General features: G+C 62.0%; 15 protein-coding genes and 1 tRNA gene. 10 read left to right on the forward strand and 6 right to left on the reverse strand.

The window, feature by feature from the left end; genetic code table 11:
* Positions 1 to 99: 99 nt before the first annotated feature.
* The 3 genes from ugpB to AB8A27_RS25700 form a co-directional block, all read right to left on the reverse strand.
* The gene (gene ugpB / locus AB8A27_RS25690; protein ID WP_441244316.1) at positions 100 to 1,413 is read right to left on the reverse strand and encodes a sn-glycerol-3-phosphate ABC transporter substrate-binding protein UgpB; all 1,314 of its coding nucleotides are present in this window, start codon (positions 1,411 to 1,413) and stop codon (positions 100 to 102) included.
* Between the two features lie 167 nt (positions 1,414 to 1,580).
* Positions 1,581 to 2,789: a CaiB/BaiF CoA transferase family protein gene (locus tag AB8A27_RS25695; protein WP_441244317.1), complete on the reverse strand. Its 1,209-nt coding sequence runs from the start codon at positions 2,787 to 2,789 to the stop codon at positions 1,581 to 1,583.
* Positions 2,790 to 3,035: 246 nt separating this feature from the next.
* Positions 3,036 to 3,461: an organic hydroperoxide resistance protein gene (locus AB8A27_RS25700; RefSeq protein ID WP_092141938.1), complete on the reverse strand. Its 426-nt coding sequence runs from the start codon at positions 3,459 to 3,461 to the stop codon at positions 3,036 to 3,038.
* Positions 3,462 to 3,621: 160 nt separating this feature from the next.
* Between AB8A27_RS25700 and AB8A27_RS25705 the strand changes: the two genes are divergently transcribed.
* Positions 3,622 to 4,080, forward strand: a complete 459-nt coding sequence (locus tag AB8A27_RS25705) for a MarR family transcriptional regulator (RefSeq protein ID WP_115031981.1) — start codon at positions 3,622 to 3,624, stop codon at positions 4,078 to 4,080.
* 69 nt (positions 4,081 to 4,149) lie between these two features.
* Here the strand turns inward: AB8A27_RS25705 and AB8A27_RS25710 are convergent.
* Positions 4,150 to 4,225: transfer RNA gene (locus AB8A27_RS25710), tRNA-Ala, on the reverse strand.
* Positions 4,226 to 4,306: 81 nt separating this feature from the next.
* Positions 4,307 to 4,723, reverse strand: coding sequence for a TIGR02300 family protein (locus tag AB8A27_RS25715; RefSeq protein ID WP_441244318.1), 417 nt, complete (start codon positions 4,721 to 4,723; stop codon positions 4,307 to 4,309).
* 146 nt (positions 4,724 to 4,869) lie between these two features.
* Between AB8A27_RS25715 and aroA the strand changes: the two genes are divergently transcribed.
* The 8 genes from aroA (at position 4,870) to trpB (ending at position 12,994) form a co-directional block, all read left to right on the forward strand.
* Positions 4,870 to 6,219, forward strand: coding sequence for a 3-phosphoshikimate 1-carboxyvinyltransferase (gene aroA / locus AB8A27_RS25720; protein ID WP_441244319.1), 1,350 nt, complete (start codon positions 4,870 to 4,872; stop codon positions 6,217 to 6,219).
* Between the two features lie 110 nt (positions 6,220 to 6,329).
* Positions 6,330 to 6,968, forward strand: a complete 639-nt coding sequence (cmk, locus tag AB8A27_RS25725) for a (d)CMP kinase (RefSeq protein WP_441244320.1) — start codon at positions 6,330 to 6,332, stop codon at positions 6,966 to 6,968.
* 261 nt (positions 6,969 to 7,229) lie between these two features.
* The gene (gene rpsA / locus AB8A27_RS25730; protein WP_092140767.1) at positions 7,230 to 8,933 is read left to right on the forward strand and encodes a 30S ribosomal protein S1; all 1,704 of its coding nucleotides are present in this window, start codon (positions 7,230 to 7,232) and stop codon (positions 8,931 to 8,933) included.
* A gap of 202 nt (positions 8,934 to 9,135) precedes the next feature.
* Positions 9,136 to 10,116, forward strand: a complete 981-nt coding sequence (gene sppA / locus AB8A27_RS25735) for a signal peptide peptidase SppA (protein WP_441244321.1) — start codon at positions 9,136 to 9,138, stop codon at positions 10,114 to 10,116.
* Positions 10,117 to 10,277: 161 nt separating this feature from the next.
* A complete protein-coding gene (locus tag AB8A27_RS25740; RefSeq protein ID WP_068730326.1) occupies positions 10,278 to 10,589 on the forward strand; it encodes an integration host factor subunit beta in 312 nt (103 codons plus the stop codon).
* An 87-nt stretch (positions 10,590 to 10,676) separates the two neighbouring features.
* Positions 10,677 to 11,066 (forward strand): LapA family protein, encoded by a 390-nt coding sequence (locus tag AB8A27_RS25745; RefSeq protein ID WP_441244322.1) that lies wholly within the window; start codon positions 10,677 to 10,679, stop codon positions 11,064 to 11,066.
* Between the two features lie 57 nt (positions 11,067 to 11,123).
* Complete coding sequence (locus AB8A27_RS25750; RefSeq protein ID WP_441244323.1) at positions 11,124 to 11,780, forward strand: phosphoribosylanthranilate isomerase; 657 nt, start codon at positions 11,124 to 11,126, stop codon at positions 11,778 to 11,780.
* Positions 11,780 to 12,994 carry a tryptophan synthase subunit beta gene (gene trpB / locus AB8A27_RS25755; protein ID WP_441244324.1) on the forward strand — a complete coding sequence of 405 codons (1,215 nt, stop codon included), beginning with the start codon at positions 11,780 to 11,782 and terminating at the stop codon, positions 12,992 to 12,994. Before AB8A27_RS25750 ends, trpB begins: the two co-directional genes overlap by 1 nt.
* 148 nt (positions 12,995 to 13,142) lie before the next feature.
* Here trpB and AB8A27_RS25760 read toward each other — a convergent pair whose 3' ends face one another.
* Positions 13,143 to 13,490, reverse strand: coding sequence for an endonuclease domain-containing protein (locus AB8A27_RS25760; protein WP_441244325.1), 348 nt, complete (start codon positions 13,488 to 13,490; stop codon positions 13,143 to 13,145).
* 48 nt (positions 13,491 to 13,538) lie between these two features.
* Between AB8A27_RS25760 and trpA the strand changes: the two genes are divergently transcribed.
* Positions 13,539 to 14,375 (forward strand): tryptophan synthase subunit alpha, encoded by an 837-nt coding sequence (trpA, locus tag AB8A27_RS25765; protein ID WP_441244326.1) that lies wholly within the window; start codon positions 13,539 to 13,541, stop codon positions 14,373 to 14,375.
* The last annotated feature ends 1 nt before the right edge of the window (position 14,376 follow it).

Genomic DNA, 14,376 nt, shown 5'->3' on the forward strand with positions numbered 1-14,376 from the left:
GCAGCCTCAGTCTGCTCATGTCATCGTCTGCTCATGTCATCGCCTGGCCAGGCGCGCAATTGCGCGCGAGGCTGGGCAATGGCAGCGTTCGCTTGGATATTACTTCGCAGTCTTTTCGAAGGTTCGCAACATGGCGTTGCCGCGGCTCACGGCGGTGTCGAGTGCCTGTTGCGCGGTCTTCTGGCCGCCCAGCGCAGCTTCGATCTCTTCGGACCAGATGTCTCGCAGCTGCACCATGTTGCCGAAGCGAAGCCCGCGCGAATTTTCGGTCGGCTCCTTGTTGGTCAGCTCCTTCAGCGGAGTCTGCAGGATCGGATTCTTCTCGTAGAAACCGTCGGCCTTGGTCTTTTCATAGGCAGCCTTGGTGATCGGCAGATAGCCGGATTCCTGATGCAGCTTGGCCTGGCGCTCTGTGTCGGACAGGAAGCTGAAGAATTTCGCGATGCCCTTGTATTCGTCGGGCTTCTTGCCGCCCATCACCCAGAGCGAGGCGCCGCCGATGATCGAATTCTGCGGCGCGCCGGCAGCTTCGGGATAGTAAGGCATCGGCGCCGAGGTGAAGGCAAACTTCGCGGTGCCCTTGGCGCTGGCGTAGTAGCCCGACGAGGTCAGGAAGATTGGACATTCGCCGGAGCCGAAGCGGCTTTCGCTAGCATTGCCGCGACCGGAATAATCGTAGGTCTTGTCCTTCTGCAATTCGATCAGCGTCTGCAGATGTTTGACATGCAGTGGCGTGTTGAACTTCAGCTCGGTGTCGAAGCCGTCGAGTCCATTCGCCTTGGTGCCGATCGGCACATTGTGCCATGCCGAGAACTGCTCGATATTGGCCCAGGTCGCCCAGGCATTGGAGAAGCCGCAGGTCGCATAGCCGGCCGCCTTGAGTTTCTTGGCGCCCTCGAACACTTCGGGCCAGGTCTTGGGAATCTCGGCAATGTTGGCCTTCTTCAGCGCATCCAGGTTGACCCACATCACCATCGATGAAGAGTTGAAGGGAAACGACAGCATTTCGCCCTTCGATGTCGAGTAGTAGCCGGTGATCGCGGGCAGGTAGTTGTTTGGATCGAACGGTTCGCCCGCATCCTTCATCAGCTGGTAGACAGGTTTGACGGCGCCCTTGGCGCTCATCATGGTCGCGGTACCGACCTCGAAGACCTGCAGGATGTGCGGTGCGGTGCCGGCGCGGAATGCTGCGATGCCGGCATTCATGGTGTCGGGATAGCTGCCCTTGAAGGTCGGGACCACCTTGTAGTCCGGCTGGCTGGCATTGAAGTCAGCCGCGAGCTTATTGACGATATCGTTGTTGCCGCCGGTCATCGCGTGCCACCACTGGATCTCGGTCACCGCATGCGCGGGCGAAGCGAGCGCCAGCGTGGATGCGAACAAGGTGGCAAGTGCGAATGGGGGGCGGATCATCCAGTTTCTCCCGTTAGCCGTCATCGTCTCGTTGCAACAAAGCTGCGCCGGATGACGTGCATGCGACATTTTGACAGCGCGGATGCTAGGCGGGAAATGGCGGCGTTGGGAAGCCGCAAAAAGTCGAAGACGAACGGGGCTGCGGATCGCGCAGCCCCGTATTGGTCTTATCGCTTGCGTTCGGAGCCGCTCACGGTTCCCTTGGCGACCAGCTCCTTGATCTCATCGCCGGAATAGCCGAACTCCGTGAGAATCTCGTTGAAGTGCTCGTTGAACTTCGGCGGCACGTGGCGCAGGCTCGCTTTGGTACGATCGAAGCGGACCGGCGAGGCAACGCCCTTGTACCAGTCCTTCTCGATGATATCGCCGCGATGCTTCGTGTGGGCATTGGCGAGCGCCTTGTCGATCGACTGCACCGGGCCTGCCGGCAGGCCGGCGCCAAGCAGGCGCTCGCACAGCGGCGCGCTGTCGTGATCCTTCAGGATCGCTTCCAGTTCGGCTCGCAGCGCATCGCGATTCTGCACGCGGTCACGGTTGCGTGCGAAGCGCACGTCCGTGCCGAGATCCGGCTTGCCGAGTTCGCGGCACAGCTTGCGGAAGGTGCCGTCATTGCCGACGCCCATGAAGATGTTGCCGTCGCGCGCAGCGAACACGGCATAGGGCACCAGGTTCGGATGCTCGTTGCCGGTCAGCGCCGGCGGCTTGCCGCCGTTGTAGAAATAGTTCGCGGTATGCGGATGCATGATCGCGAGACCGGTTTCGTACAACGTCGCCTCGACGAATTGACCGAGCCCCGATTTGGCGCGCTCGGCGAGCGCCATCAGGATGCCGACGCAGGCATAGAGGCCGGTACACATATCCACCAGCGCAACGCCGATACGGGTCGGGCCACTTTCCTGCGAGCCGGTGGAGGCCATCAGGCCGACCATCGACTGGATGATGGCGTCATAGCCGGGATGGCCGCCATGCGGGCCATCGCCGCCGAAGCCGGAGATGCGGCAATGGATCAGCTGCGGGAATTTCTCGCGCAGGAAATCGTTGCCGATGCCCCATTTGTCGAGCGTGCCGGGCTTGAAATTCTCGATCATCACGTCGGCATTTTCGAGCATCCGCATCAGCACGGTACGACCGCCCTCGGAGGCGAGGTCGAGACCGATCGAGCGCTTGTTGCGGTTGGTGCCGATGAAATAGGCCGCGTCGTCGTCGTGGAAGGGGGGGCCCCAGTCGCGCGTCTCGTCGCCGGCGGGCGGTTCGACCTTGACGACGTCGGCGCCGTGGTCGGCCAGAATCTGGGTGCAATAGGGTCCACCAAGCACGCGTGACAGATCGATCACGCGCAGACCGGCAATTGCGCCGGGAGCTATCGGCAAGCTCATCAAGTCAGCCTTCTCTCACGTGTATTGCGGATATGCCCAAAGCATCGCGAAGGACATGTCGGAGTTCGTCAGAGCTAGCTGGCTTCCGCCGCAGCGGCAATGCCCAACCGCGGGATGGCCGCTATGGGCAGGTGTGAGGGTGCCGTCAGGCGAACAGAAAGGGCCCGGCCAATGGCCGAGCCCTTTTTGGATTTGCGTCGTGCCGCGGAATATCCGCGACACCACGAGATCAATTTGCGAGATCGATCACACCACGACGGTACGGACGTCGATATTGCCGCGGGTGGCGTTGGAATACGGGCAGATCTGATGCGCCTTCTCGACCAGCGCTTCGGCTTCTGCACGCGGCAGGCCCGGGAGAGAGACTGCGAGTTCGACATCGAGACCGAAACCGCCGGCCGAACGCGGACCGATACCGACGGTGGAGGTAACCGACACGTCGGCCGGTACCTTCGGGCCACCCTGCGAACCCACAAACTTCATCGCACCGATGAAGCAGGCGGCGTAGCCGGCCGCGAACAGTTGCTCGGGATTGTTGCCGGCGCCACCTGCGCCGCCGAGTTCCTTCGGCGTGGTGAGCTTGACGTCGAGCGCGCCATCAAGCGTAGCGGCGTGGCCATCGCGACCACCGGTTGCCTTGGCGCTGGTCTTGTAGAGCACATTCACAGACATTGTCGTCTCCTCGTTGTTTACGTCTTGTCTGATTATAATTGCGCACAATTAGATTGTGCGCAATACATAAAATGGACGAGGCAATCGAATTGTGCTCAACTGATCGTGAAGGGGTTTGGGTCTGGGATTACCTGTGGCCAGATAAGCTCCGGAGATAACCATGGCCAAGAAACCCGCACCGAATCCGCTATTGCAGCTCGATAACCAGCTCTGCTTCGCCGTCTATTCAGCCGGCCATGCCTTCAACCGCGTCTACAAGCCGCTGCTGGACCGGCTAAAGCTGACCTATCCGCAATATCTGGCGATGCTGGTGCTGTGGGAACAGGACAATGTCCCGGTCAAGGATATCGGTGAGCGGCTGTTTCTGGATTCCGGCACACTGACCCCTCTGTTGAAGCGTCTGGAAGCGGCCGGCCTGATCAAACGCACCCGCAGTGTCGAGGACGAGCGGCAGATGCTGATCGCATTGACGGCGCAAGGTCAGGCGCTGCGTGAAAAGGCCAAGGCCGTGCCACAGGGAATCCTCGCAGCGTCAGCCTGCACAGTCGGCGAAATGGCCGCGATGAAAAATGATCTCGTGGCACTCCGCGACAGGCTCAACGCTGCGATCGGGGACTAGCGCGGTCATTCTCTACGAGGATGGATTGGTGCGTCTCGCCGAGCCGAAGCTCGCGAAGCGAGCGAAGGATGGTGGAGCCAGGCGGGATCGAACCGCCGACCTCTTGCATGCCATGCAAGCGCTCTCCCAGCTGAGCTATGGCCCCAATACCTGCGACGCACTGGGTGGGGCGTCGCGCGGCAAACCAAGATCACATATCAGGAGTGATCTCAAGTCTCTTCTGAACTTAACTTTCTTCGTCGCCCGAGACGTCGCCGATGATGTCGGTCACGTCCTCATCGCCTTCTTCTTCGTCGGCAATGAAGGTCGAATCATCGTCTTCATCGTCATCGATGGTGTCATCGACTTCGATATCGTCCTCGGATTCCAGCACGGCAGCCTTCTTGCCGGTATTTTCCTCGGCGTCGGCTTCCTCCAGCGAGACCAATTCTTCGTTCTCGGCCATCTCCGGCGTTTCGGACGCCGCAGCAGAGGCAGCAGCAGCGCGTGCGGCTGCATCCGCGCGGGTCCGCGGCGGCGCAATCGGCGCAATAGGCACGACCTCGCCCGTATACGGCGAAATCACCGGGCTCTTGTTCAGGTCGTAGAACTTCTTGCCCGTCGTGGGGCAAATGCGTTTGGTTCCGAGATCGGATTTGGCCACGTGAAGGGTCCTGGGGATTTTTGAAAAACGGTGCTTCACTTGGCTAGTTGACGCGCCTCTGTCAATAGCGGTTTGCGGGAGAATGACCGCCGCGTGACGCAGCGTGGCTCATATGCTACGAGCCGCCTGCGCGAAGGAACACAATCTTGACCCAATCAGACACAGCCGCCGCCCAGCCGACACCGCTGACAGCGCGAAAATCCGGCGCCCTGCGCGGCAGCGCCCGCGTGCCGGGTGACAAGTCGATTTCGCACCGGGCCCTCATTCTGGGTGCCCTGGCGGTCGGCGAGACCCGGATTACGGGATTGCTGGAGGGCGAGGACGTCCTGAATACCGCCAAATCGATGCAGGCACTGGGCGCCAGGGTCGAGCGAACAGGCGATTTTGCGTGGAAGGTCAACGGCGTCGGCGTCGCCGGCTTCGCGGCGCCCAAGGCGCCGCTGGATTTCGGCAATGCCGGCACCGGCTCGCGGCTGGTGATGGGTGCCGTCGCCGGCTGTCCGATTACCGTGACCTTCGACGGCGACGCCTCGCTGCGCAGCCGCCCGATGCGCCGCATCGTCGATCCGCTGGAACTGATGGGCGCCAAGGTCATCGCCAGTCAGGAGGGCGGCCGGCTGCCGCTGACCCTGCAGGGCGCACGTGACCCCTTGCCGATCGTCTATCGCACGCCGGTGGCGTCCGCCCAGATCAAGTCGGCGGTGCTGCTCGCAGGGCTTTCGGCGCCCGGCACGACCACGGTGATCGAGACCGAGGCCAGCCGGGACCACACAGAGCTGATGCTCAAACATTTCGGCGCCGAGATCGTCTCTGAAAAAGAAGGCGCGCACGGTCGCAAGATTACGCTCACTGGCCAGCCCGAACTGAAGGGCGCCGATGTCGTGGTGCCGGCAGATCCGTCCTCCGCAGCATTCCCGATGGTCGCGGCATTGATTGTGCCGGGCTCCGAGATCGTCCTCACCGATGTGATGACCAATCCGCTGCGTACAGGCCTGTTTACGACGCTGCGCGAGATGGGCGCATCCATTGAGGAAAGCGATATCCGCGGCGATGCCGGCGAGCCGATGGCGCAGTTCCGGATCACAGCGTCGAAGCTGCACGGCGTCGAAGTGCCGCCGGAGCGCGCGCCGTCGATGATCGATGAATATCTGGTGCTGGCGGTGGCTGCGGCTTTCGCCGAGGGCACGACCATCATGCGCGGGCTGCAGGAGCTGCGCGTCAAGGAATCCGATCGTCTGGAAGCGACTGCGGCGATGTTGCGGGTCAACGGCGTCAATGTCGAGATCGTTGGCGACGACCTGATCGTGCATGGCAACGGCCGTGTTGCCGGTGGCGGTCTCGTCGCCACCCATATGGATCACCGCATCGCCATGTCGGCGCTGGCCATGGGCCTCGCCTCCGATCGGCCGGTGACCATCGACGACACGACATTCATCGCGACCAGCTTCCCCGATTTCATCCCGATGATGCGTCGGCTGGGTGCTGATTTTTCCTGAGCCTGCCGGCGTGGATATTTCCGGAGACGGGTGCTAAGCCCGCGCAGGTCGCGCGAGCCTGGCTCCCGATCCACCGCCATTCATCGCGACAAGACGAGCACGCGCAACGCATGATCATTGCTATCGACGGTCCCGCCGCATCCGGAAAAGGCACGCTGGGCAAACGGCTTGCGCACCATTACGGTTACCGGCACCTCGATACCGGTGTGATCTATCGCGCAGTCGCCAAGGCACTGCTCGATCTCGGCGCGGATCTGACCGATGAGGCGCAGGCCGTGGCTGTGGCGAGCGAGCTCGATCCCGAGAAATTCGGCAATCCGGCGCTGAAGACCCAGGAAGTCGGCGATGCAGCCTCCGTGGTTTCGGCCATCCCCCGGGTGCGGGAGGTTCTTTTGAACTTCCAGCGGCGCTTTGCCGAGGATCCGCCGGGAGCGGTGCTCGATGGCCGCGACATTGGAACCGTGATCTGCCCCCATGCGGACGTGAAGATCTTCGTCGTCGCCGATCCCAGGGTCCGCGCCCGCAGGCGCACCCTGGAGGCTCTGGGGCGGGGGGAGGTGGCCGATGAGGCCGCCGTGCTGGCCGATATCATCAGGCGCGACGAACGCGACAAGAACCGCCCGATCGCGCCTTTAAAGCCGGCCGCGGATGCATACTTGCTGGATAATTCCAATTTGGATATAGAAGGCGGTGTCCGGGCCGCCATCGACATTGTCGAGGCCGTCCGAGCGGGCCGGCAACGGGTCTGATTTTTCTTTCCTTCCGAAAGTCCTCAGACAAAACCGTTGCCGTCATTGGAGGAAAGCCCGCTCCCGATCTCGAGCTGCGATACGCGCTTCAGGCTCCGGACACCATCAAGTACTACCCACGTTTTGATCGTGAAGGCATGCTGCCGGCCCGTTCTTGCATACTCCTGCAAGGCGGTCGTTAGAGGTTGCGGACCCCTGACACTTCACGATTGAGACGCCCCTTAACCCGAATGGCCGGCGATACCCGCATCTGGAGAACAAATGGCTTCGACTGCTTCTTCGTATAATCCTTCCCGCGATGATTTCGCGGCAATGCTCGACGAGTCCTTCGCGGGCGGCAACCTTCAGGAAAGCTCGGTCATCAAGGGCCGCGTGGTTGCGATTGAAAAGGACATGGCCGTCATCGACGTCGGCCTGAAGACTGAAGGCCGTGTGGCACTGCGCGAATTCGCCGGTCCCGGCCGTGACAGCGAACTCAAGGTCGGCGACGAAGTCGAAGTGTTCCTCGACCGGATCGAAAACGCACTGGGCGAAGCCGTTCTGTCGCGCGACAAGGCGCGCCGCGAAGAGAGCTGGGGCAAGCTCGAGAAGGCCTTCAACAACAACGAGAAGGTCCACGGCGTTATCTTCAATCAGGTCAAGGGTGGCTTTACCGTCGATCTCGACGGCGCAGTGGCCTTCCTGCCGCGTTCGCAGGTGGACATTCGTCCGATCCGCGACGTTGCTCCGCTGATGAACAACTCGCAGCCGTTCCAGATCCTCAAGATGGATCGCCGCCGCGGCAACATCGTCGTGTCGCGTCGTACGGTTCTCGAAGAGACCCGCGCTGAACAGCGTCAGGAACTGGTCCAGAACCTCGAAGAGGGTCAGGTCATTGACGGCGTCGTCAAGAACATCACCGATTACGGTGCGTTCGTTGACCTCGGCGGCATCGACGGCCTGTTGCATGTCACCGACATCGCATGGCGTCGTGTGAACCACCCGACCGAAGTTCTCACCATCGGTCAGACCGTCAAGGTCAAGATCATCAAGATCAACCACGAGACCCACCGTATCTCGCTCGGCATGAAGCAGCTGCTCGACGATCCGTGGCAGGGCATCGAGGCGAAGTACCCGCTGAACGCGCGCTTCTCGGGTCGCGTCACCAACATCACCGACTACGGCGCATTCGTCGAACTGGAGCCGGGCATCGAAGGCCTGATCCACGTGTCGGAAATGTCGTGGACCAAGAAGAACATGCACCCCGGCAAGATCGTTTCGACCTCGCAGGAAGTCGAAGTGCAGGTTCTCGAAGTCGACAGCGTCAAGCGCCGCATTTCGCTCGGTCTCAAGCAGACCATGCGCAATCCGTGGGAAGTGTTCGTCGAGAAGTTCCCGGTCGGCTCGACCGTCGAAGGCGAAGTCAAGAACAAGACCGAGTTCGGTCTGTTCCTGGGTCTCGAAGGCGACGTAGACGGCATGGTCCATCTCTCCGACCTCGACTGGAAGCAGCCGGGCGAGCAGGTCATCGACAACTTCAAGAAGGGCGACATGGTCAAGGCCATCGTCCTCGATGTGGATGTCGAGAAGGAGCGCATCTCGCTCGGCGTCAAGCAGCTCGAAGGCGACCCCTTCGCAGAGCCGGGCGACGTCAAGAAGGGCGCCGTCGTGACCTGCGAAGTGCTCGAAGTGAAGGAATCCGGCATCGACGTTCAGATCGCCGGCACCGACTTCACGACCTTCATCAAGCGTTCGGAACTGGCGCGCGAGCGTTCGGATCAGCGCGCTGAGCGTTTCGCCGTCGGCGAAAAGGTCGATGCCCGCGTGATCCAGTTCGACAAGAAGGCCCGCAAGGTCCAGGTGTCGATCAAGGCTCTCGAAGTGGCGGAAGAGAAGGAAGCCATCGCGCAGTACGGATCGTCGGATTCGGGCGCGACCCTCGGCGACATCCTCGGCACCGCGCTCAAGCAGCGCACCGACAAGTAAGCGCACAAGTAAGTTTCGACTCACTTGTTGCTATCAAGGAGGGCCCCGGTTTCACCGGGGCCCTTTTTGCTGTTTCGACCATGTTTTCTTCATATTGCCTCGCAATTGATGTATTTGAGATACCTCAAATAAACGCTGCCCGGTCGACAGATGCTGCACCCGCCAGACGCAAGCTCTTTCGAGGGCTTCCAGGAGATTTCCGATGTCGCTTGATTCCGATGTGATCGTCGATCGCCGCAGGATGCGTCGCAAGCTGACCTTCTGGCGCGTGGCGGCGGTACTGGTTGCGGTTGCTGCGGTGGTCGTCGTCGGCGTCGCCGTGACGCGGTCCGGGTCCCAGGCGCTGTCGTCGTCGGGGGCAATCGCGCGCATCAAGATCGAGGGCCTGATCCAGAGCAACAATGATCGCGTCGAGGCGCTGGAGCGGCTGGAGAAGTCATCCGCGGCGGCGGTGGTGGTACATATCAATTCGCCGGGCGGTACGACGGCTGGCTCCGAGCAGCTCTATGACGCGCTGATGCGCCTCAAGGCCAAGAAACCGATGGTCGTTGTCGTCGAGGGCCTGGCCGCATCGGGCGGCTACATCGCGGCACTCGCATCCGACCATATCGTCGCGCAGCAGAGCTCGCTGGTCGGCTCCATCGGTGTTCTGTTCCAGTTTCCCAATTTCACGGGGTTGATGAAGACCGTCGGTGTCGAGGTCGAGCAGGTTAAATCCTCGCCGCTGAAGGCCGCGCCCAACGGCTTCGAGCCGACCAGCCCGGAAGCGCGGGCAGCGCTGGAATCGCTGGTGAAGGACTCATATGGCTGGTTCCGCGGGCTCGTGCAGAGCCGCCGCGCCATGGATGACGGGCAACTACAGAAAGTCGCCGATGGCCGTGTTTTCACGGGTCGCCAGGCCGTGGATCTCAAGCTGATCGACCAGCTCGGCGATGAGAAAGCCGCCGTGGCGTGGCTGGTATCCGAGAAGAAGATCAAGAGTGACCTGCCGGTTCGCGACTTCAAGCTGACGCCCAAGTTCGGCGATCTGACATTCTTGCGTGCTGCTGCGACGATCACACTCGATGCAGTGGGTCTCACTGCGATCGCGCGGCAGGTCGAGCAGGCCGGCCTTGCGCAAGCCATGGACGGCTTCGGTCTCGATGGCATGCTGGCGCTGTGGCGGCCGGCCACCACCAACTAGGGAACCGCTCGTCCTGTTCTTTCCGCACTGCAAAGAAGGCTGCAACAACGGTTTCGGGCATTTGTCACGCATTTTCGAAGGTGCTCGAATTCATTTAGCGTCTTGACAGTTCAAGGCATTTTCACGGAAATGCATCCTCCCGTTCAGAGTCCAACGTCTCGATGATCAAATCCGAACTCGTTCAACGCATCGCTGAGCATAACCCGCACCTCTACCAGCGGGATGTTGAGAACATCGTGAATGCGATTCTCGATGAGATCGTGGCTGCGCTGGCACGTGGTGATCGTGTCGAACTCCGCGGCTTCGGCGCATTCTCGGTGAAGCATCGCCCGGCCCGTGCGGGCCGCAATCCCCGGACTGGCGAGCATGTGCCGGTGGACCAGAAGAGCGTTCCGTTCTTCAAGACGGGCAAGGAAATGCGCGAGCGCCTGAATCGCGACGATGCCGCGCCGGAAGCAAGCGCGGCGACATAAAGAACTTTGAGGTAGCGCGCATTCGGGCCGACAGGTCTGAGCCAATTAGCGGAATGCGCGCCCGCATCGCCTTCGCGAGAGACGTTGATGCGCAAATTCTTCTCAGCTCTGGTGATCATCCCCCTCGCGATCGTCTTTACCGTGTTCGCCGTCGCCAACCGTCATCTGGTCACGGTATCCTTTGATCCGTTCAACAGCAGCGATCCTGCGGTCGGCGCCACGCTGCCGTTATTCGCGGTGATCATCCTGTCGGCCATCCTGGGTGTCATCGCGGGCGGCATGGCCACCTGGTTCACGCAGGGCCGCTGGCGCCGTGCAGCGCGCCAGCGCGAGGCCGAGGCGCAGCGGGCCCGGGCTGAACTGGCCGATTTGCGCGCTCATGTTGCGACCGCCTCGCGGAATGGTACGCAGCGGCTCCCGGCGCCGGGTTCCCCTTATATGGCCGGTGAGCGAGACAAGTCCGGCGCGACGTTGTAGAACCCCGCGCAAAGGCTTTTCCTGCCATTCCCGGTATTGCCAGCGGCCATTTGAAGCATGTCTCTGATCGTCAAAATTTGCGGCCTGTCCACTCCGGAGACGCTTGATGCGGCTCTGGCCGGCGGCGCGGATATGGTCGGCTTCGTGTTCTTTCCGCCATCGCCGCGTCACGTCACGCTCGACATTGCGCGGGCTCTGGGCAAGCAGGCAAAGGGCCGTGCCGTGAAGGTCGCGCTGTCGGTCGATGCCGATGACGCCGATCTCGAAAACAGTATCGATGCCCTGAGGCCCGATATCCTGCAGCTTCACGGCAAGGAGAGCGTCGCGCGGGTGCGTGATATCAAACAGAAGTTTGGCCTCCCGGTCATGAAGGCGCTTGCCGTCGAGGCCAAAGCCGATCTGGCCGCATTGCCCGGCTATGCCGCGGTCTGCGATCGCATCCTGTTCGATGCCAAACCGCCGAAGGATGCAACGCGACCGGGTGGTCTCGGCGAGGCCTTCGACTGGCATCTGCTCGAAGGCCTCGACCTGAAGCTGCCCTTTATGGTGTCGGGCGGCCTCAACGCCGCCAACGTCGCCGAGGCCCTGCGCATCACGCGGGCCGGCGGTGTCGATATTTCGTCCGGCGTGGAAAGCGCGCCGGGCATCAAGGATCCCGACATGATCCGCGCTTTCATCCGCGCCGCGCGCGCAACGGAAGAGTTGACGACCTGATGACTCAAGCCATTCCCAATTCCTACCGGTCCGGTCCCGACGACACCGGTCACTTCGGCATTTTCGGCGGCCGCTTCGTCGCCGAGACGCTGATGCCGCTGATCCTCGATCTGCAGAAGGCCTATGAGGACGCCAAGGCCGATCCCGCCTTCCGCAAGGAGATGGACGGTTATCTCAAGGCCTATGTCGGCCGCCCGTCGCCGCTGTATTTTGCCGAGCGTCTCACCGAACATCTCGGTGGCGCAAAAATCTATCTGAAGCGCGAAGAGCTCAACCACACAGGCTCGCACAAGGTGAACAACGTGCTCGGCCAGATCATGGTCGCGCGCCGCATGGGCAAGAAGCGCATCATCGCCGAGACCGGAGCTGGCCAGCATGGCGTGGCGACGGCGACGCTCTGTGCGCGCTTTGGTCTCGAATGCATCGTCTATATGGGCGCTGTGGACGTGGCGCGTCAGCAGCCCAATGTGATCCGCATGGAAATGCTCGGCGCCAAGGTGGTGCCGGTGCAGGTCGGTGCGCGCACGCTGAAGGATGCAATGAACGAGGCGCTGCGTGACTGGGTCACCAATGTGCACAACACGTTCTATTGCATCGGCACCGTCGCCGGCCCGCATCCCTATCCGATGATGGTGCGCGACTTCCAGTCGATCATCGGCGATGAGACCCGTGTACAGATGCAGGAGATCGAAGGTCGCCTGCCGGATTCGCTGATTGCCTGCATCGGCGGCGGCTCCAATGCGATGGGGCTCTTCCATCCGTTCCTTGACGATCCCTCGGTCGATATCTACGGCGTCGAAGCGGCGGGCCACGGGCTCACCAACCTGCACGCCGCATCGATTGCTGGCGGTCGTCCAGGCGTGCTGCATGGCAACCGCACTTATCTCTTGATGGATGAAGACGGTCAGATCCAGGAAGGTCATTCGATCTCCGCCGGCCTCGATTATCCCGGCATCGGCCCCGAACATTCATGGCTGCATACGATCGGCCGCGTGAAGTATCTGTCGGCGACGGACGAGGAAGCGCTGGCCGCATTCCAGCTGCTGTCGAAACTCGAAGGCATCATCCCGGCGCTGGAGCCGGCGCATGCCCTCGCCAAGGTATCCGAACTCGCGCCTAAACTGCCGAAGGATCACCTGATGGTCGTCAACCTCTCCGGCCGCGGCGACAAGGACGTCCCGCAGGTGGGGGATATTCTGCGAGCACGTCAGTGAGCGTCAGCGTTTACCGAAATGCCCCCTCACCCGGATCGCAAGAGCGATCCGACCTCTCCCCGGTGGGGAGAGGTAAAGAGGGAGCTCCGTTCTTCACCTCTCCCCACCGGGGAGAGGTCGCGCGCTCTTGCGCGCGGGTGAGGGGGCTTCACTCCGTCGCCGGCAGTGTGGTCGCGATTACTTTCAGCACGCCTTCGAGGTCTTCATATACGTCCGTATTGCTGAACCGCAGCACGAGGAATCCGGCACTTTCCAGCACCCAGGTGCGTCGCGCGTCGTATGCGGCCTCCCTTGCTGTCGCATGCGTCACACCATCAACTTCAATGACCAGCCTGCCATCCAGCGTCACGAAATCGACGATAAACCCGTTGATCACGTGCTGCCGTCGGAATTTCCAGCGCGCCAGCTGGCGTGCCCTTAGCGCTTGCCATAGCTTCGCCTCGGCGCTCGTTTGCGTAGTACGGAGTTGTTTGGCTCTGGCTTTGAACTTGTCCATCCCCCAGGCTCTCCCCGGCAGAGAGTATAGCACGGCGATCTTCGCATCATGACCACCCGCATCGATACCCGTTTCGCCGAACTCAAGGCCGAAGGCCGTGCGGCTTTCGTCACCTTTGTGATGGCTGGCGATCCTGATCCCGCCACCGCGCTCGAAATCGTCAAGGCGCTGCCGAAAGCGGGCGCCGATATCATCGAGATCGGCATGCCCTTCACCGATCCGATGGCCGATGGCCCCTCGATCCAGGCCGCGGGCCTGCGCGCGCTGCAGGCCGGCATGACGCTGAAGAAGACGTTGCAGCTCGTGCGCGACTTCCGCAGCTCCGACAACAAGACGCCGATCGTGCTGATGGGCTACTACAATCCGATCTATATCTACGGCGTCGATAAATTCCTGCCCGATGCCAAGGCTGCCGGCGTCGACGGCCTGATCATCGTCGACCTGCCGCCGGAAGAAGATAACGAGCTTTGCATCCCCGCCATGAAGGCCGGTCTGAACTTCATCCGTCTGGCGACGCCGACCACCGACGACAAGCGCCTGCCGGCGGTGCTCGCGAACACTTCGGGCTTCGTCTATTACGTCTCCGTCACCGGCATCACCGGTGCAGCCGCAGCCGATGCGTCCGCGGTCGGCACGGCGGTGGCGCGCATCAAGCGTCATACCAAGCTGCCGGTCTGCGTCGGCTTCGGCATCCGGACCCCGGAGGCAGCGCAGGCGATCGCCAGCCACGCCAGTGGCGCCGTAGTCGGCACCGCGCTGGTCGATGCCCTGAAGGCGTCGCTGGACGCCGATGGCAAGGCCACGGCCAGGAGCGTCGGCGCGGTCGCCGATCTGGCCGCAGCCCTCGCCCAGGGCGTTCATGGGGCCAAACAGGCTGCGGAATAAG

It is taken from the genome of Tardiphaga sp. 768_D3_N2_1 (assembly GCF_052076105.1).
Taxonomy (GTDB): Bacteria; Pseudomonadota; Alphaproteobacteria; order Rhizobiales; family Xanthobacteraceae; genus Tardiphaga.